Raw genomic sequence first — 24205 nt, 5'->3', positions numbered from 1 at the left:
TTAATTTTATAAGAGATAAAGAGACTACCTCATGATTAGTTTATGAAGCAGTCTCTTTTTATTTTTTGCTTAGATTGATGATTTTTAAACTTCAACCAAATCTAAGATTTCTTTCAATTTAACGATAACTGTATCGATCTCTTCTTTTGTATTATTTTTTGAGAAAGAGAAACGTACAGAAGTTCTTTCAGGATCACCACAGATACCAGTAATAACGTGAGAACCTTGAGCAGCCCCACTGCTACAAGCACTACCACCTGAAACCGATATTTTATGTAAATCAAGAGCAAAAAGAAGCATACCATTTTTCTCTGATGGAGGGAAGCTTACGTTCAATACAGTGTATAAACTGTTATCTACATCATCACTCATACCATTAAACTGAACACCTGGAATATGAGCAGATAATTGTTCTTTCATATATTCCTTAACTTCTTTGATATGTGAAGTATGAGCATCCATTTCAGCTGTAGCAATTTCTAAAGCTTTTGCTAATCCTACGATACCCCACACGTTTTCAGTTCCAGAACGAATTTCTCTTTCTTGTCCGCCACCTTCAATTAATGCAGGCATTTTTGTTCCTTTTTTTACATACATAAATCCAGAACCTTTTGGACCATGGAATTTATGAGCTGCACCAGCCAATGTGTGGATATGTAACTCTTTTACATCTACAGGGAAGTGACCAACACTTTGAACAGTGTCAGAATGGAAATAAGCACCAGCAGCTTTACATAATTCACCTACTCTTTTGATATCAAGAATATTTCCGATTTCATTGTTGCAGTGCATTAAGGTTACTAATGTCTCCTCTCCTTTTTCTTGTAATAAAGCTTCTAATTGGTCAAGGTCTAAATTACCTTGGTTATCACAGTCCAAGAAAATCAATTCGATATCATTTTCTTTTGCTAAATGTTCTGTGATATGAAGAACTGCATGATGTTCTAATTTTGATGTAATGATTCTTTTTAAACCATAGGCACATACAAGGCCTTTGATAGCTGCATTGTCAGTTTCAGTTCCACCTGAAGTGAAAATAATTTCTGAAGGTAAAGCATTGATACATTGAGCAATTGATTTACGTGCTTTTTCGAGTTCTGCTTTTGAAGCTCTACCGTGAGCGTGTGTTGAAGATGGATTACCATAAACAGTATCCATTGATTCCATCATTACTTCTTTTACTTGCGGGTCAAGTTGTGTACTTGCTGCACTATCTAAGTAAATACTCATGCTGTGTTTAATTTAGAATTGGTTGTATGTATGTGAAAGTTATAAATATTACACACCAAAGGTGCGAAAATAAATTAAAAAACGGACAATCTAAATAGATTGTCCGCTTGATTATAATTTATTAAGACATCAACAGTCAGATTATTAGGTATTTATCTTTTGTTGGTCTTTATTAAATCTAAAAAATAAACGATTTAAGCTTTGATTATTTCTTTAATATCAGAAATAATTTTTTGTGCTAGATGTTCTGCTGTTTGTTCTGAAGCTGATTCAGAATAAATACGGATGATAGGTTCAGTATTTGATTTTCTCAAATGTACCCACTCCTTATCAAACTCAATTTTTACACCATCAAGTGTATTAACGGGCTGATTTTTATACTTCTCTTCCATCTTTTCTAAGATAAGATCAACATCAATTTCTGGTGTTAGTTCGATCTTATTTTTAGAAATATGATATTCAGGATATGACTTACGTAGCATGTTAGCAGTACCATTGTAATGTGCTAACTTCGATAAAATCAATGCAATTCCTGCTAAAGCATCTCTACCATAATGAAGTTCAGGAAGAATAACACCTCCATTACCTTCACCACCGATCACTGCATTAGTCTCTTTCATCATTTTCACTACGTTTACTTCACCTACAGCCGAAGCAGTGTAAGTACCTCCATGCTTTTCAGTGACATCACGTAATGCTCTTGTTGAAGACATATTAGAAACTGTATTTCCTTTTTTATGTTCTAAAACATAATCAGCAACAGCAACTAATGTATACTCTTCACCAAATGGAGTACCATCTTCTGAAACTAAAGCTAGACGATCCACATCAGGATCTACTATAATTCCAAGGTGGAAGTTTCCATTTTCCAAAGTACGACAGATTTCAGTAATATTCTCTGGTAGTGGCTCTGGATTATGTGGGAATTTGCCATTAGGCTCACAGTATAACTCCTCTACGTGATCCACACCAAGTGCTTCCAATAATTTTGGAACAGCGATACCACCTGTTGAGTTAACACAGTCAATAACTACACGGAATTTTTTTGCACGAATAGCTTCTACATCTACCATTGGTAATGCTAGAATCTTTTCAATATGCTTATCAATGTATGTATCGTCAAGGGTAACTTTTCCTGTTTTTTTGTAATCTACAAATTCAAAGTTTCCTTCTTCTGCATCTTTAAGGATTTCTCCCATTGCTTCAGCAGAAATGAATTCACCTTTGGCATCTAATAGTTTTAGGGCATTCCAATTAGCAGGGTTATGGCTTGCAGTTAAAATAATTCCTCCTGCAGCTCCTTCCATTTCTACAGCCATTTCAACTGTAGGAGTAGTAGAAAGACCTAGGTTGATCACATGAATACCCATTGCCTGTAAGGTTCCTGATACAATATCAGCGAGCCATCCGCCAGAAACACGAGCATCTCTTCCTAAAACAACCTTATTGTTTCCATCAGAGTTTTCAAGGATCCACTTTGCATATGTGGATGAAAATTTTGCTGCATCAATAGGGTTTAATGAATCTTCAGTTGATCCACCGATTGTTCCCCTAATACCTGAAATAGACTTTATTAATGTCAATGTTTCAAAAAATTTGATTAGGCTACAAAATTAATGTTTTAATTCAGAGGTTAAAGTCTTTTAACATACAAATTCGAAGGATAAGGAAATAAATCAATCGATTCTAAATTTTATCGAATGATTCTCTTTTAAAGTGGAATGTTTTAATTCAAAAATAACAAGATCATCTTTTTTGATGGTAAATGAGTCTTTTAAATAGTTGATCTGTAATGAATCTATACATATATAAAGATCTTTGCCATCTTGTTTTGGATAAAAGAAAGACTGTTTATTTTTATACTGTTGTTGATGTGGTTTTATTATCGAAGAGTATTGGTAAGCATTATGTAGACTGTCTCCAAGTATAAAACTATAAATAGAATTTCCAGAAGTAAAACTAAAAGCGGGAGTATTCGTGGCGTAAAATATTATATTTTTATCATGGTTCAACTTATTGTAAATCAATTGACAAGCTATTGTAATTGAAAATAAAAATAAACTATAGCGAATCCTTTTTTTATACATGATTGCATAGAGATAACCAAATAAACTAATGGTCAGCATACTTGCAGAAATTGATGACAATCTTGGAGAAGGAAGTTGATATAAATCTTTGAATATAGAAAGCCAATAGTGTAGTCCTAAATACACGAAATCAAATAAGTTAAGTAGAAAATCTATAGGTAAATGTAAAAGATCAAGGAAGAGGATGAATAGTCCTAAATACATTAAGATACTTATAAATATGCCTGAAAGAAGCCCAGAAAAGAGACTGTAAATTGGAATGTATTCAAAATAATAAGCAACAATAGCCATAGTGCCTAATTGCGCTAGTATTGAAACTATAATTAGAGATAATAAACTTCGTAGTAGAAAAGGTAATTGTTGTATTTTGTCCCAATGAGGAAATAAACCAATAAATAGAACTGCTGAAAAAGACAATAAAAAACCAATGTCTAGTAATAATGAAGGATTGAACAACAGAAAACAAAAAGAGATAAAACTAAGGCTATTAAGTATTGAGATTTTTCTTTTGAATACATTCCCAATGATTAAAAGTGAAAACATACAAACAGCCCTTATTATTGAAGGTGATGCACCTGTTAGGTAGACATAAAACCAAAGAATAGGAATTTGTAGAAGATGAAGTGTTTTCTGATACTTTTTAGGTATTTTCTTCTTCCAGAAAAAAAGTAAATCCAATAGTAAAACGAGTATCCCGACATGCATCCCTGAGAGTGCCAATAAATGCATATTTCCTGTTATTTTAAATAACTCTTTTTCATCAAAAGCGAGTCCTTTTTTATCACCAAGCAATAATGAAAAAGCAATCCCTTTACTCTTTCCTGTGAATGTTTCTTTTACTTTTAAACGGAATGAATTTCTAATTGTATTACTTTTTTTAGGTAAAATGATATTCGTTGTTTCATGTGCATACACTTTATAGTAAATACTTTGATGCCTAAGATATTGATCAAATCGACTACCGAAAGTGTCATTTTTAATTCTATTCATCTCTTGCTCGACATAGATAATAGTTTCTGGTAGGAATTGCTGTTTAGGGACAGTCAAAAAGAGATTTCCTTCAAAAGGAATAATCTGATTTTTATCTTCTAGATACAGTACCTCTCCAATGTAGTTATTAGTCTTCTTTCCCTCTGAAAATAAAGACATAATTTTTAAATAAAATCCTGAATGCGTAGGGATTGGATATTCTTTTGTTTGTAACTTTATAGTTATAAAACCAATACAAAAAACACTTAATAAAAGGATATTGTATACATAAAAGTTTTTTTTGATGAACTTGTTACAAATTCCTAGCGTAAGTATTATTGCTAAAACAATATAAGGGAACTGACGATTAGAGATAAAGTCAAATTGTTGACATAGTAATCCAACTACAATCCCAAATATTAAGACAATATTAATTTTAAAAAAAGGAGCACCTTGAATCATCGTTAAGCTGAATGTTAGTTAGTTTTTGATTTACGCTCGAAATATAAAGAAGATTTTATCCAGATGAAAAAACGTTACTTATTTCTTATGCTAAGTATATTGGTATTTTCTTGCACTGAAAATAGTAAGGCAGAAAAGGAAGCACCAAAAGATGATTTTTTCAATTTTGACTTTTTCGAAGAAGAAGACGAAATGGATTTTGATGAGGAAGAAGAAATCATTGAAGATGATTATCCTATTCCTGCTAAAGAAATTGAAAAAGAAGAGAATATTGAAAAAATTGATGTTCTGGATAAATTAGAAGTTGTTGAAGAGGAAGAGATTGAAATTGACGATGAGGAAGAAATCGAAGATGAAAATCTGGAAGATGATGAAGTCACAATAGATTATTCGGATTATAATGTAAGGTTTAAATCTAAAGAGACTTTGACAATCAATGAGGTTCTAATTGAGAAAAGATTAGAAGATAAAGGCCTTATTAAAAGATATAAATCTCCAAAAAGCTACTTTGATATCTATGATATGGATAAATCCATCGACTGGAGTGGTGCTGGAAACTTCGCTGAGTTTGGGCAGGGTTTCTACGAAAGATCTAAAAATGTATATGGAGGTAAGTTTGTAAAGTTTGCAAATGCTAAAGCTTTTATATTTAGAACTAAAGTTTCATTTGATGACAAACATAATTACTCTAATATAAAAAAATTAAAATCAGATATAGAAAGTACTGACGGTGAAAAGGTAGATGCTATTGTTGTTTTCTTTGGTAAAGGAAATTACGGATATAGGTTTATCTATGAAGCTAATGATGATATGACTTTATTGATTTCAGAAAGTATGGAACTCTATTAGTGATCATCAACAATAAACTTGAAATTAAAATTAACATCAATGAATTTATCGACTTTGACCATTCCCATCATCTTTGTGGGAGGAGTCAGTCCATAATTTATGATGTTAATTTTTTTTGACCCAACAATTTGAAAGTTCTTTCCTTCAAGATGTGGAACTATATAGGTGATATCCTCTACTCTTTCTCTTCCTGCTATTGTCATGCTAACTTTACCTTTCCCTTTGATTTTACCGTCATTGCCTTGAAAAACATACATTGACAACAATTCCATTCTAATTATAGGGTAATTCTCAGCATTTAATAATTCTGTGAATTCTTTGTTCATCATTGCAATTCCACAATCAAAACAAGTTACACAAAAGTCTAAGCCAGTATGTTCTACACCAGCTAATTCCTTAAATATATCCTGTGTCAAGATGAGATTACTTTTGAGTCCATTTTTAAAATTGCAATCAAAAGTATTCACATTTGTCTTTCCAATAATGTACATACTCGTATCAGGTACAACTTCCAATATATATTTGGTAGGTATGTAATCGGCTTTTTGTGCAAATGATGATGTGGATATTAAATTGATAAAAACTAGAAAGAATAAATGCCGCATGACTACTGCTGATAGAATATTAGAGGATTGATATACAATATAAAAATAATATAAAAATTGTAAGACTTAATAGAGAAGTGCTTAATAGAATTTAAAAATGCCTTACTTTTATAATTATTATGTCATAAATTAATAATGAATTAAATAAGCACTCAATGAATCAGTTTACACTCAAAGTAAAAGAAGTCGTTAATGAAACTTCTGACACTGTCACTATAAAATTAAAACAGCCATTATTTAAAAAAGTTCAGTATCAAGCAGGACAATTTTTAACCGTAATTACTGAGGTAAATGGTGAAAAACTTAGAAGATCATATTCAATGTCATCTGCTCCGCATTTGGATGCAACTATTGATATTTCAGTAAAAAGAATCCCAAATGGTAAAGTTTCGAATTATTTAAATGATAATGTTAAGTCTGGAGATTCATTAGAGTTTACAGATCCAATGGGGCAATTTGTTTATGAACCGAATAAGGAACAGGAGAGACATGTGATCTTATGGGGAGCAGGTTCAGGTATTACACCATTATTTTCTATGCTTAAAAGCTGTTTGTTTTTTGAACCACGTTCAAAGGTAACTTTAGTATATGGCAATAGAAATGAGGATACGATTATCTTTAAAGAAAAACTTGAAGAGTTAAAGGAAAAATTTTCTGATCGATTAGAAGTTGTACATGTTTTAAGCCAACCGTCACCTCAATGGGGTGGTTTTGCAGGAAGAATTGATGATGTTGTTGCAATTAATGTCATCAATCGATTATCACTTGTTAATTCGGAACATTATCTATGTGGACCTGAAGGTATGATGGAAGCTGTTACAAGTGCTTTGAAAAGAAGTAAAGTGCCTACTTCAAAGATTTACAGTGAGAGTTTCACACCAGTATCAGGAAATGATCATAGCGATTCGGTATCATCAGAAAATATTACCCTAGTTGTTGACGGTGAAGAACACAGTGTATTTGTAGCTCCAAATCAAACAATTCTAGAGGCAGCTTTAGAAGAAGGATTGGACGTACCTTACTCTTGTCAAAATGGGGTATGTACAGCTTGTAGAGCCAAATGTATATCAGGAAGTGTAGAGATGGGCAATACTTCTGTGTTATCGGATGCAGAAAAGAATGATGGCGACATATTAACATGCATTAGCCACCCATTAAGTGGAAATGTTAAAATAAGCTACTAGTAGTTGACTTATTTATATTTATTTACTTTTTTTTGTTAATGAATCTTGGAATAATAAAATTTTCCTCGTTACTTTGAGTCATCAAGATTGAAGAAAAAAAGAACCCTCTACCTACAAGGTAAAGGGTTACTTCAACTCCTCTTCAATCTGTTCATTTCGCTAAACTTATATCTTTGAAAATATTCAACTATCGTTATTCTATTTAATAGAAATTTTTAGTAAAATATTTTTTCGTATCTATTTGTAAACAGTCTCTTTTCGGTCTATTCCTCTGACATTAATTAATCGACTGTAATAAAGCAAATGAGTTTTAACAACTCCTCTTCTCCCTTCTTCTATTCATCTGACCTTTAATATTTGCCTTACATTATGAACTAACGGGTATGCCTGTTTTTTGGTTATGTAATTGGTTAATTCTTAACGTATTTTTCCTTTTTTTAGGAATCATAATCGTATCCAATAAATTTTCGTAATCTTGGAAAAATACAAATTAAAAAAGGCTAGTGTTTATAAACACTAGCCTTTTTTAATTAAGAATAATTAAACTATTGTATTGCTCCAAAAGTAGTAAGCAATTGTCTAACATCAGCTACCGTTTTAAGATTGTAACGTGCTGCTGAAGCACCTAATCCTACCTTAATTGTATATGATTTTTTAGGTAATGCCTGGAAAGTGTCTTCATCAGTGACATCATCTCCTGCCGCAAAAACAAAATCATAATCATCATCGGCTAAGAATTTTAATGCCGCTTTTCCCTTATTGACATCTTGGCTTTTCACTTCAACTACTTTGTTACCATGCATCACTTGTAAGTTCATGTTAGAAACAAGGTAATTTAAGTTTCCTACTAATTCATTGGCTCTTAAATCACCAAAGTCAGCATCTGCTTTTCTATAATGCCAAGCGATCGAAAATGCTTTTTCCTCTACGAAAGATCCTGGAGTTCTATCTACATTCCTGTCAAGAATACGACTGATTTTTGATTTCCAATCTGAATTAAGGTTATCAATCATTTGGAAACCTTCATTTCCTCTTCTTAACCAAATGCCATGTTCAGCAATGATATCCACTTTAAAACCTTCAAACCAAGCTTCAAGTGTTTCTTTATCTCTACCACTAATAATGACAACTCTATTTTTAGGGTCTTTAGTTAGGTTAGAAACAATTTCTTTTAATTCTTGATCTGGAGACACGGATTGAGGGTCAGCAGCAAATCCCTTTAATGTTCCGTCGTAATCTAAAAAGATGATTCTTTTTTGTGCTGCTTCATATTTTTCAAGCATTCTTTCTTGAGATTTTTTCGGCAATAATCTCATGTTCATAGCCATTTGTCTTTCTTTTATATTATCAAGTTGATTCATGAAGATTTCTACCCATCGATGCACATTGTAGCGTCTTACTTTCTTCTGCATCTCTTTCATACGAAGGCGTTGTTCATCTTCAGGCATTGTAAGTGCAGTATACAGTGCTTCAACGATTTGATTTTCATCATTCGGGTTGATCAAGATAGCTTCAGAAAGTTCTTTTGCAGCACCAGCCATTTCACTTAAGATAAGCACACCTTGTTGATCTGTTTTACTTGCTACAAACTCTTTACATACTAGATTCATTCCATCTCTTAACGGAGTTACTAGTCCTACATCTGAGGCTTTGTAAAGTGCAGATAAACCATCAAAACTAAATGATCTATAGAAGTAATGAATTGGAGACCAGTTCATACGACTATACTTACCATTTATCTTACCCACAAGTGTATCAATTTCTTCTTTCAACGCTTGATATTGATCAACTTTATCTCTCGATGGAACAACGAGGAGAATTAGTGAAACCTCTCCTTGATATTCAGGATATTTTGATAAGAAAGTATCAAAACCAAGAAGTCTATGCTTAATACCTTTGCTGTAATCTAATCGGTCAATAGATAAGATTGATTTATTTTTACTTAACAAGTCGCCATAGGCAATCACCTTTTGTTTAGTTTTTGCAGAATCAGCAGCTTTTTCAAACTTATCATAATCAATACCCATTGGAAAGGCATCAACCGAAACTAATCTATTTTTTACTTTTACAAGGCCCAATGAGCTGTCATAACCTAATAAACGATTGACCGAACTTAGGAAATGTCGCATATCATCATAGGTATGGAAACCGATAAGGTCAGCTCCTAATACACCTTCAAGAGTTTCTTCACGCCAAGGAAGAAGACGGAAAATCTCGTAAGAAGGGAAAGGAATATGATTAAAAAAGCCAATAGTAGCATCTGGTAAAGCTTCTCTTAGCATACCAGGTAATAACAATAACTGATAATCATGAACCCAAATAGTATCTTCAGGCTCGGCATGTTCAAGAATTGCTTTTAAGAATAGTTCATTGACGTGAATATAAGATTCCCATAAATCTTTCTCATAGGTAGCATATTCCGTGAAATAATGAAAAAGAGGCCATAATGTTTTGTTAGAATAACCTTCATAAAACTTCAATACGTCTGTCTGTGTTAAATAAACAGGAGCCATATTGTCTTTTTTAAGCTCTTTTTCTATATGTTTTTTTTCATCGTCATCATGGTCATAAGTACCAGGCCATCCGATCCATAAATTTCCACCTTGTTTATATGTGGTACTAAGTCCTGTTGCTAGTCCACCTGAGCTTGGGTTAAAGCCTAAAGTTCCGTCTTCATTTTTGTTGACGGTTACAGGCAACCTATTGGAGACAATAATTGTTTTTTTAGACATTGAATTATTTGTTAGTTAAAAAATTTGGTAATTATAATATAAATTGAAACACACGTTCCCAATTAAGAAAAACTCCTACGGCTATTCCACCTATAATCGCACCTACGGTAGAGCCTATTAGAAGCATTTTTTGATTATGAACTCTTTCTTTAAGTTTGATTTCAAGTTCAATTTCTTCTGGTAAATCAGATATTAATAAAAGATGATTTTCTCTATTCTGAATTTTAGCGTCATACTCTTTTAATTCTTTTTCTTTGGAATCTAAAATGTCTTGATAATTTTCTAGAACACTGAGTACACTCTCTTTTGATTGCTTTAATTCATCAAAGAGGTCATCAAGTTCTGTATCACTGATAGGTTTTTTTCTTTCAAAAGGAAAATAGATATAAACCCAAAGAAGTACTGTAAAAAGAGAAAGTCCACCAATCCACCACCATAAATATTGTTGAAGGTTGTGTATTAGCTGAAACCAAACATCATTCATATTACTAAAAAATTTGTAGGCAGTATGCCTAATTACATTGAAAAATGTTACACTACAATTTACAATTATTAATCTTAAAGATGTAATGATTTCATGAAATTAAAATTTTTTCTAAACGATTTACTAGAGAAGGTAGGGTATTTTTAGTTATACTTGTATAAGTAAATAGATGTTAATATCCTTATTATCAGTTTAACTACGCTCTATAAAATTATGTCAGAAGACGAATTTATAAATAAAGGCAATAAAGCTTATAAAAATAGTCAATCTCCTCAATCATCCACAAACGATAATGATAAAGAGGAAAAGCTATTAAAAAAAGTTGCTGACTATACCAATAATTTAAAGCTACCTTCTACAAAAACATCAAAAAATGACGCTTGGAATGCTATTCAACATAAAATTAATCAACCTAAGTTTGAAATAGAGAAAAGTAATTTTGTGGATAGAATAACGCAGTCTACCTTTTTGACTAGAGTGGCAGCCGTGATCGGTGTGTTTGTTGGTATTTATACCATATGGTTTTTCTCCAATGATATTGTTCAGGTATCACCTAAAGATGGTACGTTAGAATATACATTTCCTGATGGTTCTGTGGCAATTTTAAAGAAAGGTTCTCAGATACAATTTCTAAAGACTGGATTTGATGGTCATATCTACCTAGATGGTCATGCACAATTTTATGTGAATGATGATGGAGATGAAGACAACATGTTTGAAGTGAAAACAGACCGAACAGTTGTTTATGCTAAGGATGGAAGTAAGTTTGATCTAAGGGATGATAAACACATGTTCCAACTGACAAATATTGGACAGGTGGATATTCAATATCATGAGGAACATAGTATAGAGAAAAAGCAATATGTATTATCAATAGGGAAAACACTTAAAACATTTAATTCAATTTTACCACTTCCTATTGATAAAGGTTTAAAACATACAAAATGGGTAGATGGTAGATTTGCCTATAAAAATGCTCCCTTAATGATGGTAATTTCAGATCTAGAGAAACAATTCGGGATTATTGTAGATCATAAAATTAAACCTAAGGAAATACAATTTACAGGTAATTTTAATGATGACAATATTGAATCTGCATTAACATCAATCTGTGCTAAATTGCCAATCGATTATGTTTTGCAAGGAGAAAAAGTGCTTCTAAAACGAGAGCAGCAAAATTTAGAATCCGAAGATTAAACTCAAATTTTAGTATAAAAAAACCACATACATTTGACATGTATGTGGTTTTTTGTTTCTCAGATTGACAATCAAACTTAGACTTTGATTTCTACGTCAACACCTGAAGGTAAGTCAAGCTTCATTAAAGCATCAACTGTCTTTGGAGAAGACGAGAAGATGTCGATTAAACGCTTGTAAGTACAAAGTTGGAATTGCTCACGTGATTTCTTGTTAACGTGTGGTGAACGAAGAACAGTGAATTTTTCTTTCTTTGTTGGAAGAGGTACAGGACCTGCAACTACAGCGTCTGTTTTCTTTACAGCTTCAACGATTTTACCAGCAGATTTGTCTACTAAGTTGTGATCGTATGACTTAAGCTTGATTCTGATTTTTTGTGTCATATCTTTAATTATGATTGCTAGCCGTCCACTAGCGGTTTATATATTTCATAAACACTGAACCTACCGTTGTAGATTCAGATGTTTATGATTATTGACAATTTATAATTACTTCTTAGCTTCAGCAATTACGTCTTCAGCAACGTTTCTTGGTACTTCTTTGTACTCAGAGAAAGTTAATGAAGCAGATGCACGACCTGAAGTAATAGTACGAAGGTCAGTCACATAACCGAATAACTCTGATAAAGGTACATCAGCTTTGATTACAACTGCACCGTTTGAGATCTCTTGTCCTTTCGGAAGACCACGACGCTTGTTGATATCACCGATAACCGCACCAGTGTACTCATCTGGAGTAACTACAGAAACGTCCATGATAGGCTCAAGGATGATTGGCTGACAAGATTTTGCTGCCGCTTTGAAACCTAATTTAGCTGCTAATTCAAATGATAATGCATCTGAATCGACATCATGGTAAGAACCGTAGAATAAACGAACACGCATAGCGTCGATTGGGTAACCTGCTAAAGCACCATTGTCCATAGCTGCTTCGAAACCTTTTTGTACAGCTGGAATAAATTCTTTTGGAATTACACCACCTTTGATTTCGTCAACAAACTGAAGACCTGGCTTAACAACACCGTCCTCATCTGGCTCAGCTGGGCTAAGTTCGAATTGGATATCAGCGAATTTACCTTTACCACCAGTTTGCTTCTTGTAAGTCTCTCTGTGTTCAGTAGAACCTTTGATAGCCTCACGGTAAGCAACTTGAGGAGCACCTTCGTTAATTTCAACGTTGAATTCTCTCTTAAGACGGTCGATGATGATCTCTAAGTGAAGCTCACCCATACCTCTTAAGATAGTTTGACCAGTTTCGTGGTCAGTTTCAACTGTAAGCGTTGGATCCTCTTCTACTAGTTTAGCGATAGCCATACCTAATTTATCTACGTCACCTTTTGTTTTAGGCTCAATAGCGATACCGATTACCGGCTCAGGGAATACCATCTCTTCTAATACGATTGGAGCACCAAGCTCAACAAGAGTATCACCAGTTTTGATGTCTTTGAAACCTACACCTGCACAAATATCACCTGCTTCCACTTGAGGAATTGGGTTTTGCTTGTTAGAGTGCATTTGCATCAAACGAGAGATACGCTCTTTTTTACCAGTACGCATGTTCAATACATACGAACCAGCTTCTAAAGTACCAGAGTAAGCTCTTAAGAAACATAAACGACCTACGAATGGGTCAGTAGCGATCTTAAATGCTAACGCTGAGAATTTATCTGAAGCATCTGCCTTACGAGTCTCCTCTTCACCTGTTTCAGGGTTAGTACCTTTTGTATCAGGTAAGTCAAGTGGAGATGGTAAGTAAGAACATACAGCGTCAAGAAGTGCTTGAACACCTTTGTTCTTAAATGCAGAACCACACATTACTGGAGAGAATTCCATGTTCATAACAGCCTTACGAACTGCAGCACGAACTTCATCAGCAGTAATTGAATCTGGGTCTTCGAAGAATTTCTCCATCAACTCCTCATTGTGAGTAGAAACCGCCTCGATAAGGTTTTCTCTCCACTCAGCAACTTCGTCTACCATGTCAGCAGGGATGTCGATTACTTCGTAAGTAAAGCCTTGGTCAGCCTCGTTCCAAACGATAGCTTCGTTTGTAATTAAGTCTACAACGCCTCTGAAACCTTCTTCAGCACCGATTGGTAATTGTAAAGGAACTGGAGTTGCACCCAATTTCTCTTCAATTGTTTTTACTGCTTTTAAGAAATCTGCACCAGCACGGTCCATTTTGTTGATGAAACAGATACGAGGTACCTTGTAGTCATCAGCTTGACGCCATACAGTTTCAGATTGAGGTTCTACACCAGAAACGGCACAGAAAAGAGCTACAGCACCATCAAGTACACGTAATGAACGCGCTACTTCAACTGTGAAGTCAACGTGACCAGGAGTGTCAATGATGTTTACTTTGTACTCTTCAGATGCAGGAGTAGCCTTACCCTGTTCAGTTGGGTAGTTCCATGTAGTGGTTGTAGCAGCAGAAGTAATCGTGATACCACGCTCTTGCTCTTGCTCCATCCAGTCCATAGTTGCAGCTCCGTCATGTACCTCACCAATTTTGTGAGATTTACCTGTGTAATAAAGGATACGCTCTGTAGTCGTAGTTTTACCAGCATCAATGTGAGCCATGATACCGATGTTCCTTTGGTGCGAAAGATGGATCTTCTTAGCCACGGATTATTAGAATCTAAAGTGTGAAAATGCTTTATTTGCTTCTGCCATACGATGAGTATCGTCTTTCTTCTTCACTGCAGCGCCCTCTCCACGAGAAGCAGCAATGATTTCGGCAGCTAAACGTTCTTTCATAGTACGCTCGTTACGTTTTCTAGACATAGTGATCATCCACTTCATACCTAGAGACGTTTTACGATCTGGACGTACTTCTACTGGCACTTGGAAAGTAGCACCACCTACACGGCGAGCTTTAACTTCCACTGCAGGCATTACGTTAGAAAGACCTTTCTTCCATACGTCTAATGCGTCAACAGTTTCGCCTTCTTTTGAAAGTTTTTGCTCAACGATTTCTAACGCGTTGTAGAAAATGCTGTATGCAATACTTTTCTTTCCGTCAACCATTAAGTTGTTAACGAATTTTGTTACCATAGTATCACCAAATTTAGGATCTGGTAATACGTAGCGCTTTTTAGGTTTTGCCTTTCTCATTTCTCTAAAGAATAAATAATTTAAGAGATGCCCTTACTGACAAAAATGTCTTGACTTCAGGACTTGGACTTTAATTAATTTTTTTAAGTAAGTAGGTATCTATTACTTCTTAGGTTTCTTAGTACCGTACTTAGAACGACGTTGACCACGTCCTTCAACACCTGCAGTATCAAGTGCTCCACGAACGATGTGATATCTCACACCAGGAAGATCTTTAATACGACCACCACGAATCAAAACGATTGAGTGTTCTTGCAAGTTGTGTCCTTCACCTGGGATATAAGCATTGACTTCCTTACCGTTAGTCAAACGAACCCTTGCTACTTTACGCATCGCCGAGTTAGGCTTCTTAGGCGTAGTAGTGTAAACTCTTGTACATACTCCTCTACGTTGAGGGCATGAATCTAATGCAGGAGATTTAGATTTTAAAACAATCTTCTTTCTTCCTTTTCTAACAAGTTGTTGAATAGTAGGCATTTACTTAACTTTAAATTTAAATGCGTCTAACGTTCGATACTATTAATTCTCGAATGCAAAAATTTTACAGTGGGCAAAGGTATCAATTATTTATGTTAATTCCACATGTTCATGTAAACAATTTGTTATGAGACTGTTATCATTGATTAATAATTGCGTTAATAATGTTTAATTTTCTAATTTTGAGAGAGTTATGGAGTAGATGTGATAGATTTTAATAGGATGCAACCTTTCTATTTTTTTGTAGTCTTTAAAGGTGATATACTATTATTTTATCCTAACTTTAACATAATTATGTGAAATGATGATTATTTTCACATCTTTGTTAGTGTCAACATTACAAAATTTTATTATGCTCAATTTACGCAAATTAATTATCCTAACTTCTGCCTTATTTATAGTAACCTTTACTGCTAATGCTCAGGATCAAAAAAGTGCTAAAAAGAATTCTATATATGTTACCGGGGGATTAGAAATAATGTTCTCTGGAAATACCGGGCTTAAGATTGATGACCAAGAAATTAATAGTGGAGTAATGCGTTTTGCTCCAGTATTTAACTGGCAGACTGTAGTAAATGCAGACCTCAATCCTCATTTAGGCTTTTTTGGTGGTCTTTCAATTCGAAATGTAGGGATGATTTTTGATGTGCCAGAAGCTTATAGAGATCCAAGTTTAGATGGTCCTGTAAGAAAGAAAGTAAGATCTTATAACTTAGGTTTTCCAGTTGGATTTAAATTAGGTAACCTGCATGGTATGTTTATATATGCTGGTTATGAATTTGAAATACCATTACAATACAAAGAGAAAACATTTGTTTCAGAAAGAAAAGAAGATAAGTTTTCTGTATGGTTCACAGATCGTGTGAATTATCAACATAGTTTGATGTTAGGTATTCAATTCCCTTACGGAACGAATTTGAAGTTTAAGTATTACCTCAATGATTACTTTGATTCTTCTTGGGGTTCTGATCAATCTCAAATGGTGGGGACAACTTTAAATTATAATCAAATCTCAGGAAATGTTTTTTATGTTTCGTTGAACTTCAACTTGTTTAGGAATACAAAATTCTATTTCAAAGAATATGAAAAGAAACACACTTTCCCTGAAAGTTGATTTGAAATAAATTGAAAAGAAAAAGGTGGAAACTTGTACATTAAGTTTCCACCTTTTTTTATGAAGATACCTTTTCGGTATTTTTTATAGTCAATGCTTTTTTTGATTTACCAAGATCTTTTGAAATGGTGAATATAAAAGTAGAACCTCCATTTCTATTGTTCTCTACCCAAATATCACCTCCGTGTCGATTAATTATTTTTTTACAATTAGCTAATCCTAAGCCACTTCCGTCGTATTCAGAGGAGTTGTGAAGTCTTGTAAAAGCATCGAAAATTCCTTCTTTCTTTTCGTTATCGATACCAATACCATTATCACTAATTGAAAACTTCCAGTGCTGAACTTGAGAATGACATTTAATTTTTATAATTGGTTTTACCGATTTCAATTGAAATTTCAATGCATTGGTAATAATATTCAGAAATACTCTATAAATTCCTACTTCATAACAAGAAACTGTAGGAAGGTTACCAATAGTTATTTTAGCGGAAGAGGCTTCTATTTCCGCACTTAAATCTTGGATTACATGCTCTACTAAATTATTGATATCAATTGTTCCAGTGTTTTTAAATATGCTGTCATTACCAAAATCTAATAGAGAGAGTACTAAGTGTTTCAATCTTTTTATTGATTTGTGAGCAATCAGAAATTCTTTCTGATTCATAGAAGTTTCTGTAATTGAAAGATCCATTAATTGAGATACACTATTAATAGGAGATTTGATATCATGGCAAGCGTGATAAACAAAGTTTTCAATTTCTTTATTTTTCTGAAGTAATTCTAATTCTATTTTTTTGGTCTTACTGATATCAATAAATGCACCTATAAAAGAAGTAGTTTTTCCATTTTCATCATATTCGAAACCACTGTCCTGAGAAAAACACCATTTCCAATCTCCTTTTTTTGTTTTGAATCTATATTCTATTGAAAAAACATCACCTCTTTTAGCATTTATGACTTTTTCAATATGATTTTCAATATTTTCTCGATCGTTTGGATGAAATAATGACATAAATTCTTCTTGACTCATTCGATCTAGGTCTTCTCTTTTGTATCCTAGTAAGTCAGTGTATTTAGAATTGATATATATATTTCTAGATGTTTTTAGATCAAAAATATAAATGCCATTAATAGAATTATGATCTATTTTATCGATAAATGTTTTTCGCTCAAGCAGCTCCTTTTTGATATTATAATCATTGGTAACATTTCTTGTAATCAAATTTAATCGATATACTTCTCCATTTTTAATATAAGGCGTGACAGTTGTAGCATAATGTAAAGCCCCTAATGGAGAAGGAAAGTCAATCTCATATCCATCAGGCAAACCCGTTTCAAAGACTTTATTTAACTTATTTCTTACCAGGTCTTTGGTGTATTCACTAGGAAGTAAATCAATTAAAGAAGCACCAATAACCTCTTCTTTGGATAAACCAGGAGAAACATGATTGATAAAACGAATTTTAAAGTTTCGATCAATTTGGAAAAGGTGATCTGTATTGTGTTCAATTAATGAAGAGTATAGATCAAGCTTGTCTCTTAATGGATTTTTATATTTAAAGAATCGATTGATATCTACAATCATGGCGATTGCTTTTCTCGAATCATTGATTTCTATACTACTTAAAGAGATTTCAACATTGATTTCCGTACCGTTTTGATGCTTTATTTTAATGGGATCTGTATTTCCCATTTTTCTTGTTTTTGGTTTTCGGAAAAAAGAATGAAATTTCTCCTGATGACCATGTACTGTAGCCTTAGGCATTAGTATTGACATGGGTCTGCCTATCAGGTTTTCAGGTTTATAACCTAAAACATCAGTTAAAGCATCATTTGCAAACTCAATGATGCCTTCCTCATTCACCATGATTAGTGCTTCCGATAGGTTTTTGAGTATTGTAAGTTGAGTATCCAAAATAGCAATAGTTTATAGGTAATTAAATTAGAATAGGTAAATTAATAATAGAAATTAAGTTAGTACTAGTTGAAAATCAAATTTGTTTAAACATGAATATAAGATTAAAGAAATTATGAAAGTGAATCTTTAAATCGTACATAAAAATTAAAAACCCTTCTCAAGTTTCTTACTTAAGAAGGGAATAATTGTAGATTAAAGACCTACTGTAATACCAAAGTTGAATCCCCAATATCCTGTTGCATCATAGCCTTTTGAAGGTGCTTGATAATTATATTTTACATTCGTATTAAAAGCAAAGTTGGTGTCTGAAATTGGAATCATTACTCCTACTTCTGGAGCTATTGCAAAACCCCAAAATTTATCTGATACAGCAACTCCACCAACAGTTTTGGTGTAATAATTTCCAGATGCTCCAATACCAATACCAGCGTAAGGTTTTAGATTTGTATTTACTGTGGGGTAATAATGAATCGTAGCTAAAGTGCTAAAGTTATTATTATATCTAAATTCCTCTCCCGAGATCGCAGCACTATTATTTTGATATGTTTGATAACCCACTGATTGATTAAATCGATTGTAAGTCATACTCATGCCAACTGAAACATTATCATTTAAAAAGTGTCTATAATCTAAGGTCAATCCTCTGTATGATGCATCAGTGATATAATCATTTATTCCAGAAGAAGGTACAGAAATATTATAGGTAAATGTCAGAATATCATTTCCTTGCTGAGCTTGAACGGAAGTTAGACCAACAAAAAATAACAATATTGAAAAGATAGCAAATTTTAAATTTTTCATTTTTTGATTGTTTAATGATGCTTATAGAAGTTAAAACGCCTTTTTATTGTTATTCTATTTCAAAAAATCACTATGATACTTCAAATTTTAACTTATCCTTTTAGCAAATAAGAATAAGATAAATATCAATTTATAGCTATTGTATTTCATTCTTTTGAGAGGAATGAATAATGCCTTCAATGTCTTTTTTTGATATAAGATATCCTGATTAATTTATTCTTAACATAAACAATAGGAATTGATGGAAATCGAAATATTAAAAGATTGGAAAGAAATATTCAATGGTGAATTATCAGAGAATACAGTAACGTTTGATAACCGAATAGCAGTAGGAAAAATTGAAGGGTTTATTCATCAGGAATATATACATGTTTTGCGGTTTGATTTTGAAATGAGAGGGCAGAAATCTTTCGGAGGGAATGATTTTGAAGGAGAAGATAATTTCATTCCTATTTTCTTTGAAGAACCTTACAGTAACAGTGCTGCTGAAATGGATTTACTGAAAGAAGAAATGGAGAAAAGAGACTTTAAAATTAATGGAGTTTTTACAACCAATAATCTTGAGAATCTTTGGTGGGATTTTAATCCAAAGAAAAGAATACGATTTGTTTCTGTACGTTTGAAAAAGGATTATTTTTTCACTTACGTTAAAAAGTCATCTTATTTATCTTCAATTTTTAAAGAGGATGAACCCTTTTATGTCATAGACCACTTTACTCCACTATTAGGTTCTCTATTCTTGAGGTCTTTTGAGATTACATCTGAGACTTTATTTAGAAATGAGATGATGCATTCAGTAGGAATTCATCTAATTGCTGTATTTTTTGAGAAGTTATCTGAAAGAGCTATGCTGAATGAAAATAATAATTACTCATTCAGTACTCAACCAGTATTGAAAGCAAGGTCATTATTAAATACAAGATGGGATAAAGGATTGACAATTGATGTCTTAGCAAGGGAGTGTGGACTGAGTGCAAGTCGTCTGAGAGCCTTATTTAAGGAAACATTTGGTATTACAATTCATAAATATCATAATGATGTGAAATTGGAAGCTGCACGGTCTATGCTACTAGAAGGAAGAAAAAGTATTTACATGATTGCCGCTGAACTTAGCTTTTCGAGCACAAGTCATTTTATCACTTCTTTTCGAAAAAAATTTGATATTACTCCCAAAGAGTATCAATTGAAAAACAATAAAGACTAGATATCTGAAATGATCAGTTACCTAGCCTTCTTAAGTTAGATTGTAGTTAAATTAAGATTTATATTCTTGGTGAAGCAACTCCATAAATAACGCTTATTCCTTTTCCTCCACCTCTTGTTCTATTGATTTCAGAATTATCTAAACCCACTACTGTTTTTTCATTATCCCAATTATTAGCAATCCATACATTTCCTACATAATCTACTTGTACATCTGTAATGTCTTGAATATTACCACTGACATATTTGTGGATTAATTCTCCTTTTTTCATTCCTAAATCAGGGAGGTCACTTGTCGCTATATTTAATACATTCCCTGCTAAGAAATTGGCATCCCAAACTTGGTTATTTCCATCAACTGTAATACCCCAAGGACCTGTGATTTGAGCTTTATTTGTATCAATAATACAAGCAGGTTTTTTAGGATTATTTTTATTAAGGCGTACTACTGCTCCCGTTTTATTGGAAGTATGGTATGGCCAATTATTGATTGAATATCTACCAAGTAAAGTAAATTGTTCCATGATACTTAAAGAAGGATCTACTTTTGGTACTTTTACATTCATACTGAAGCTATTATTTACCCAAATCTGATCATTATTATCAATAGCTAAACCTCTTACAGAGATACCTCCAGATAAATAATTTGTAGTTTCTGAAGGATGATCTCCATTGAACATTGTAACGTAATAACCTGCACTATTTCCTACCCAAACATTATTTTCATGATCAACAACTACTGAGAATGGAGAAGCTAAACCAGGAACTTTTACGACTTCCCCCTTTTTGGGATCACCACCTTTAAAGCGAATCATTTGATTCATTGTAGCATCGCAAATCCAAACATCATTGTTTATTGGAGAAGCATAAATACCATGTAGATTACCGACTTTTCCTTTTATTGTAGCTTCTGTCATTTTACCATTTTGCTCTATCGTATATACATGTCCATTTAAACTTGAAGTCCATATTTTAGAAGAATCAATTCCAGTTCCCCAACCGACACCATTTAGTTGTGGTGCTTTAAAACCTGTAATGGCAGGTGAAAGAGGTTTCCCGTTAGGTGCTAATTTTATAACACCACCACCAATATTTCTAAGTGTATTGGATTCAGAACCAGGCATCCAATTTTGACCACTCCAAATATTATTTTCTTTATCAATCACTAACTTACCTGGAGCATAAATACCACCACCATTAAATTCAAGAATTAAAGCATAATCATTTGGTGTTTCTTCCAGATATGGCACGTAAGTACTATTTCTTACACCATCATCATTTTTAGGGAATAGCTTAGAGAATGCATCAAAAATATCTTTTTTATTGACCCATGAATGCTTATACATCATTGCAGTAGCATCTAAAATATCTCTTGGATGTTCATTGTTAAGAGTAAATAAATCGAATATGTTTTTCTTAGATATATGACCTTCATTATAAGCGTCAATTAAATTAATAATGGTATTAAATCGTCCCATAGTATTGGATTCTGTTAAGTTATCACCATTTAAGATTGTTTTTCCATAGAACCCAGTATGCACATCAGCTAGATTTTCAATGTTTAAATAAGCAATATTTAATCGTTTTGTGTTTCCTTGTATTATTCCTTGGTGAATAAACTGAGCATAAATTGCAGAGGTAGCCACTGTAGTGATTGGGCTAATGGTAATCGAATCTTGAAGTGCTTCTTTTTTGACAACACTTACTAAAGAAAGTTGCTCATCATCAAATGCTTCTACTAACAAAACATCATTGTTATTGAAGTCGTCTCTAAGATCAAATCCAAATGTTTTTCCCTGTGTATTACCTTCACCAAGAAATACTGGAATACCTTTCGTTAGTTTAAATACTCTAATCGAATATTGCTGAGGAATAGTGGCTAAAACTTTCCCTTTGATGTGCATCAATTGGTCATTGACATTATTTCTTAGTGTAAAATAAACAGCAAAAAGGATTGAGAATACTAATGAGATGTAAAATAAAAAGCGTTTCATAATTATATTTTTTGATTGTTATAATTATGGAAACGCCTAATTTTAGTCTATATATAACATATTTTTATTAATCGATTTCAAAAAATAACTTTTTGATAATAAATGAGCTATGTATTAGACTAATGAGTAGAAATGCAACTGCTAGTTCGATAAGAAAGTTAATAGGGTTAGTTCTAATGTATAATTCCGTGAGAATTGCTCCAATCATTGTAGCAGAAAGTAAGGTATACCCTACTAAAGCTACTCGGTCTCTGTGGATTCTGTTTCTTAAAAAGATAGAAATAAAGAGAAGAAGCCCGATGATGAACTCTGTATATCCTGTAAAATACATAAAGCCTATTCCATTGATATTTAATACCTCTCCAAATTGAGTAAATCCTTGTACAGATACAGGCATAGCCATTATTTTATGACTAGCAAAATAGAACATCATTATGCTGCTAATAATTTTTAAACAGATAGAAATCGTTTTGACTGCGGCACATTCATGAAAAATCTTGCCTGTTGAGTTATTGATATTTAAGTCTAATTCGGTTTGCATTGTAGTGAATGATATTTTATTAGGTTATTATTTGATACAAATATCATATAGAAAGGTTAGTTAGTAGTAGTGGAGAATTCCCTAGGGGTTGTGGATTTTTCCTTTTTATTGTATACCTATAACTTATTATCCTTTTTATTTTCTGAATTCATAAATTAAAACAGATGAGATAAATCCTAACAAAGTCAAGGAAATTAAAAATAATACTCTCCAAGGTCTATAATCATAAACCATAGAAGGGTAGATACAATTGAGAATAAAGAAAGTTAAGCCTAATAAATAATTACTTTTTTGTCTTAATCTTATAGAGATATTGTAGACAAATAAAAGAATTGAAAAAAAGAGCATTGAATAAAAAATAGTAATTCCAAAGTTTGCAGTAGGATGGTTTATTGGAAATAACCAATAAGTAATATCATGAACTACAATTATTACAATCAATTGAATGACGGAAATAAGGAAAGCTTGGAGTGACTTTTTTAAAACAATACTACTTTTCATAGGGATATAAAATTAGTTGATGTATTCACTTACTTTAATTTCAACATAATTATCTTTTTGTTCAAATGATATACCCTCAAATACTATATTTTCGGGTGCATCTTCGACTTCAATATTAATATGTTTAGTATTTGAAAAATTGTCAACAAAGTAATATGATGAATCTTGAAGTGCCTTTGTATATTCTTCCAAGTCCATTTCTTGAACGACTTGAATAGTTTTTGGTAGCCAATAATCTAAACTGTCTAGAGGAATACCAACTTTTGATTTTATGATTACAGAGGTAGCAAAGTGATAACAACCGCCTTTATGATAAAGAAGTGAGTCGTTATTTAAAGTAGTTACTATGTAGTTCCGAATACTATCCCATTTTGCATTTGTATGTCCCAATTCTTGGGAGTGTAAACTGAACGCTGTCTCGTTTTTAATTCAGAGTTTAATTTCTTTCTCAGTTCATAATTAAGTTTCTTTTTTCAAGAAGAACAACTTTTATGATACATTTTAAAAGTGATATTTCATTTTTGACAAGGGTGACGACGAAGGAGTCAATTTATCTTCCCTTTTCAAAGATGAAGTATCGCTTTATTTTTGTGTCAAAAAGTGTTTTTCTGATCAAAGATCGATCGGCATTCTTTCCCCAAATTTGATCTTTAATTGTTGAACAGTTAAAGCCCAATTATTGATAGGCATAGTCCATTTTTTACTAATATTATTAAGAGCCAAATAGATCAATTTAAGCAC

21 protein-coding genes and 1 pseudogene are annotated in these 24205 nt (G+C 32.8%); 5 read left to right on the top strand and 17 right to left on the bottom strand.

The annotated features are described in order from the left end of the window. Positions 1-84 precede the first annotated feature (84 nt). The 3 genes from ACXAHM_RS11200 to ACXAHM_RS11190 form a co-directional block, all read right to left on the bottom strand. On the bottom strand, positions 85-1230 hold the full coding sequence (locus tag ACXAHM_RS11200; RefSeq protein WP_474960529.1) for a cysteine desulfurase family protein: 1146 nt from the start codon (positions 1228-1230) through the stop codon (positions 85-87). 194 nt (positions 1231-1424) lie between these two features. Beyond that, positions 1425-2813, bottom strand: a complete 1389-nt coding sequence (glmM, locus tag ACXAHM_RS11195) for a phosphoglucosamine mutase (RefSeq protein WP_474960528.1) — start codon at positions 2811-2813, stop codon at positions 1425-1427. 93 nt (positions 2814-2906) lie between these two features. Beyond that, positions 2907-4466 (bottom strand): ComEC/Rec2 family competence protein, encoded by a 1560-nt coding sequence (locus tag ACXAHM_RS11190; protein ID WP_474960527.1) that lies wholly within the window; start codon positions 4464-4466, stop codon positions 2907-2909. 345 nt (positions 4467-4811) lie between these two features. Between ACXAHM_RS11190 and ACXAHM_RS11185 the strand changes: the two genes are divergently transcribed. After that, a complete protein-coding gene (locus tag ACXAHM_RS11185; RefSeq protein WP_474960526.1) occupies positions 4812-5597 on the top strand; it encodes a hypothetical protein in 786 nt (261 codons plus the stop codon). Here the strand turns inward: ACXAHM_RS11185 and ACXAHM_RS11180 are convergent. Then, a complete protein-coding gene (locus ACXAHM_RS11180; protein WP_474960525.1) occupies positions 5594-6202 on the bottom strand; it encodes a hypothetical protein in 609 nt (202 codons plus the stop codon). The genes ACXAHM_RS11185 and ACXAHM_RS11180 overlap by 4 nt on opposite strands. A 155-nt stretch (positions 6203-6357) precedes the next feature. Here ACXAHM_RS11180 and ACXAHM_RS11175 point away from each other — a divergent pair, with 155 nt between their 5' ends. Beyond that, positions 6358-7386 carry an FAD-binding oxidoreductase gene (locus ACXAHM_RS11175; RefSeq protein WP_474960524.1) on the top strand — a complete coding sequence of 343 codons (1029 nt, stop codon included), beginning with the start codon at positions 6358-6360 and terminating at the stop codon, positions 7384-7386. A 545-nt stretch (positions 7387-7931) separates the two neighbouring features. On the opposite strand, the gene ACXAHM_RS11170 is transcribed toward ACXAHM_RS11175, so the two are convergent. Both ACXAHM_RS11170 and ACXAHM_RS11165 read right to left on the bottom strand, forming a co-directional pair. Beyond that, the gene (locus ACXAHM_RS11170; RefSeq protein ID WP_474960523.1) at positions 7932-10118 is read right to left on the bottom strand and encodes a bifunctional alpha,alpha-trehalose-phosphate synthase (UDP-forming)/trehalose-phosphatase; all 2187 of its coding nucleotides are present in this window, start codon (positions 10116-10118) and stop codon (positions 7932-7934) included. Positions 10119-10149: 31 nt separating this feature from the next. Continuing rightward, on the bottom strand, positions 10150-10602 hold the full coding sequence (locus tag ACXAHM_RS11165) for a hypothetical protein (protein WP_474960522.1): 453 nt from the start codon (positions 10600-10602) through the stop codon (positions 10150-10152). Between the two features lie 213 nt (positions 10603-10815). On the opposite strand from ACXAHM_RS11165, the gene ACXAHM_RS11160 reads away from it, so the two are divergent. Then, positions 10816-11799, top strand: coding sequence for a FecR family protein (locus tag ACXAHM_RS11160; protein ID WP_474960521.1), 984 nt, complete (start codon positions 10816-10818; stop codon positions 11797-11799). 77 nt (positions 11800-11876) lie between these two features. On the opposite strand, the gene rpsJ is transcribed toward ACXAHM_RS11160, so the two are convergent. The 4 genes from rpsJ to rpsL form a co-directional block, all read right to left on the bottom strand. Then, a complete protein-coding gene (gene rpsJ, locus ACXAHM_RS11155; protein WP_044202335.1) occupies positions 11877-12182 on the bottom strand; it encodes a 30S ribosomal protein S10 in 306 nt (101 codons plus the stop codon). Positions 12183-12287: 105 nt separating this feature from the next. Next, positions 12288-14426: an elongation factor G gene (gene fusA / locus ACXAHM_RS11150; protein ID WP_474960520.1), complete on the bottom strand. Its 2139-nt coding sequence runs from the start codon at positions 14424-14426 to the stop codon at positions 12288-12290. 6 nt (positions 14427-14432) lie between these two features. Next, a complete protein-coding gene (gene rpsG / locus ACXAHM_RS11145; protein WP_044202332.1) occupies positions 14433-14915 on the bottom strand; it encodes a 30S ribosomal protein S7 in 483 nt (160 codons plus the stop codon). Positions 14916-15017: 102 nt separating this feature from the next. Further along, positions 15018-15392, bottom strand: a complete 375-nt coding sequence (gene rpsL, locus ACXAHM_RS11140) for a 30S ribosomal protein S12 (protein ID WP_044202330.1) — start codon at positions 15390-15392, stop codon at positions 15018-15020. Positions 15393-15744: 352 nt separating this feature from the next. Between rpsL and ACXAHM_RS11135 the strand changes: the two genes are divergently transcribed. Further along, the gene (locus ACXAHM_RS11135; protein WP_474960519.1) at positions 15745-16506 is read left to right on the top strand and encodes a hypothetical protein; all 762 of its coding nucleotides are present in this window, start codon (positions 15745-15747) and stop codon (positions 16504-16506) included. Between the two features lie 58 nt (positions 16507-16564). Here the strand turns inward: ACXAHM_RS11135 and ACXAHM_RS11130 are convergent, their stop codons facing one another. Beyond that, positions 16565-18421, bottom strand: coding sequence for a PAS domain S-box protein (locus ACXAHM_RS11130; RefSeq protein ID WP_474960518.1), 1857 nt, complete (start codon positions 18419-18421; stop codon positions 16565-16567). A 195-nt stretch (positions 18422-18616) separates the two neighbouring features. Then, the gene (locus tag ACXAHM_RS11125; protein WP_474960517.1) at positions 18617-19225 is read right to left on the bottom strand and encodes an OmpW family outer membrane protein; all 609 of its coding nucleotides are present in this window, start codon (positions 19223-19225) and stop codon (positions 18617-18619) included. Between the two features lie 241 nt (positions 19226-19466). Between ACXAHM_RS11125 and ACXAHM_RS11120 the strand changes: the two genes are divergently transcribed. Then, positions 19467-20429 (top strand): helix-turn-helix transcriptional regulator, encoded by a 963-nt coding sequence (locus tag ACXAHM_RS11120; RefSeq protein WP_474960516.1) that lies wholly within the window; start codon positions 19467-19469, stop codon positions 20427-20429. Positions 20430-20487: 58 nt separating this feature from the next. Here ACXAHM_RS11120 and ACXAHM_RS11115 read toward each other — a convergent pair whose 3' ends face one another. The 5 genes and pseudogenes from ACXAHM_RS11115 to ACXAHM_RS11095 form a co-directional block, all read right to left on the bottom strand. After that, on the bottom strand, positions 20488-22422 hold the full coding sequence (locus tag ACXAHM_RS11115; protein WP_474960515.1) for a hypothetical protein: 1935 nt from the start codon (positions 22420-22422) through the stop codon (positions 20488-20490). A gap of 67 nt (positions 22423-22489) precedes the next feature. Continuing rightward, entirely contained in the window at positions 22490-22963 is a 474-nt protein-coding gene (locus tag ACXAHM_RS11110; protein ID WP_474960514.1) for a DoxX family protein, read from the bottom strand. Positions 22964-23098: 135 nt separating this feature from the next. Beyond that, the gene (locus ACXAHM_RS11105) at positions 23099-23464 is read right to left on the bottom strand and encodes a hypothetical protein (protein ID WP_474960513.1); all 366 of its coding nucleotides are present in this window, start codon (positions 23462-23464) and stop codon (positions 23099-23101) included. Positions 23465-23476: 12 nt separating this feature from the next. Next, entirely contained in the window at positions 23477-23854 is a 378-nt protein-coding gene (locus ACXAHM_RS11100; RefSeq protein ID WP_474960512.1) for a hypothetical protein, read from the bottom strand. 222 nt (positions 23855-24076) lie between these two features. Further along, positions 24077-24205 (bottom strand): annotated as a pseudogene (locus ACXAHM_RS11095) (IS256 family transposase); the annotation flags it as partial.

This window comes from Flammeovirga sp. AWQ4_249 (assembly GCF_056161045.1).
Note: the sequence above shows the minus strand (reverse complement) of the source record. Positions and strands in the feature narration are given on the sequence as shown.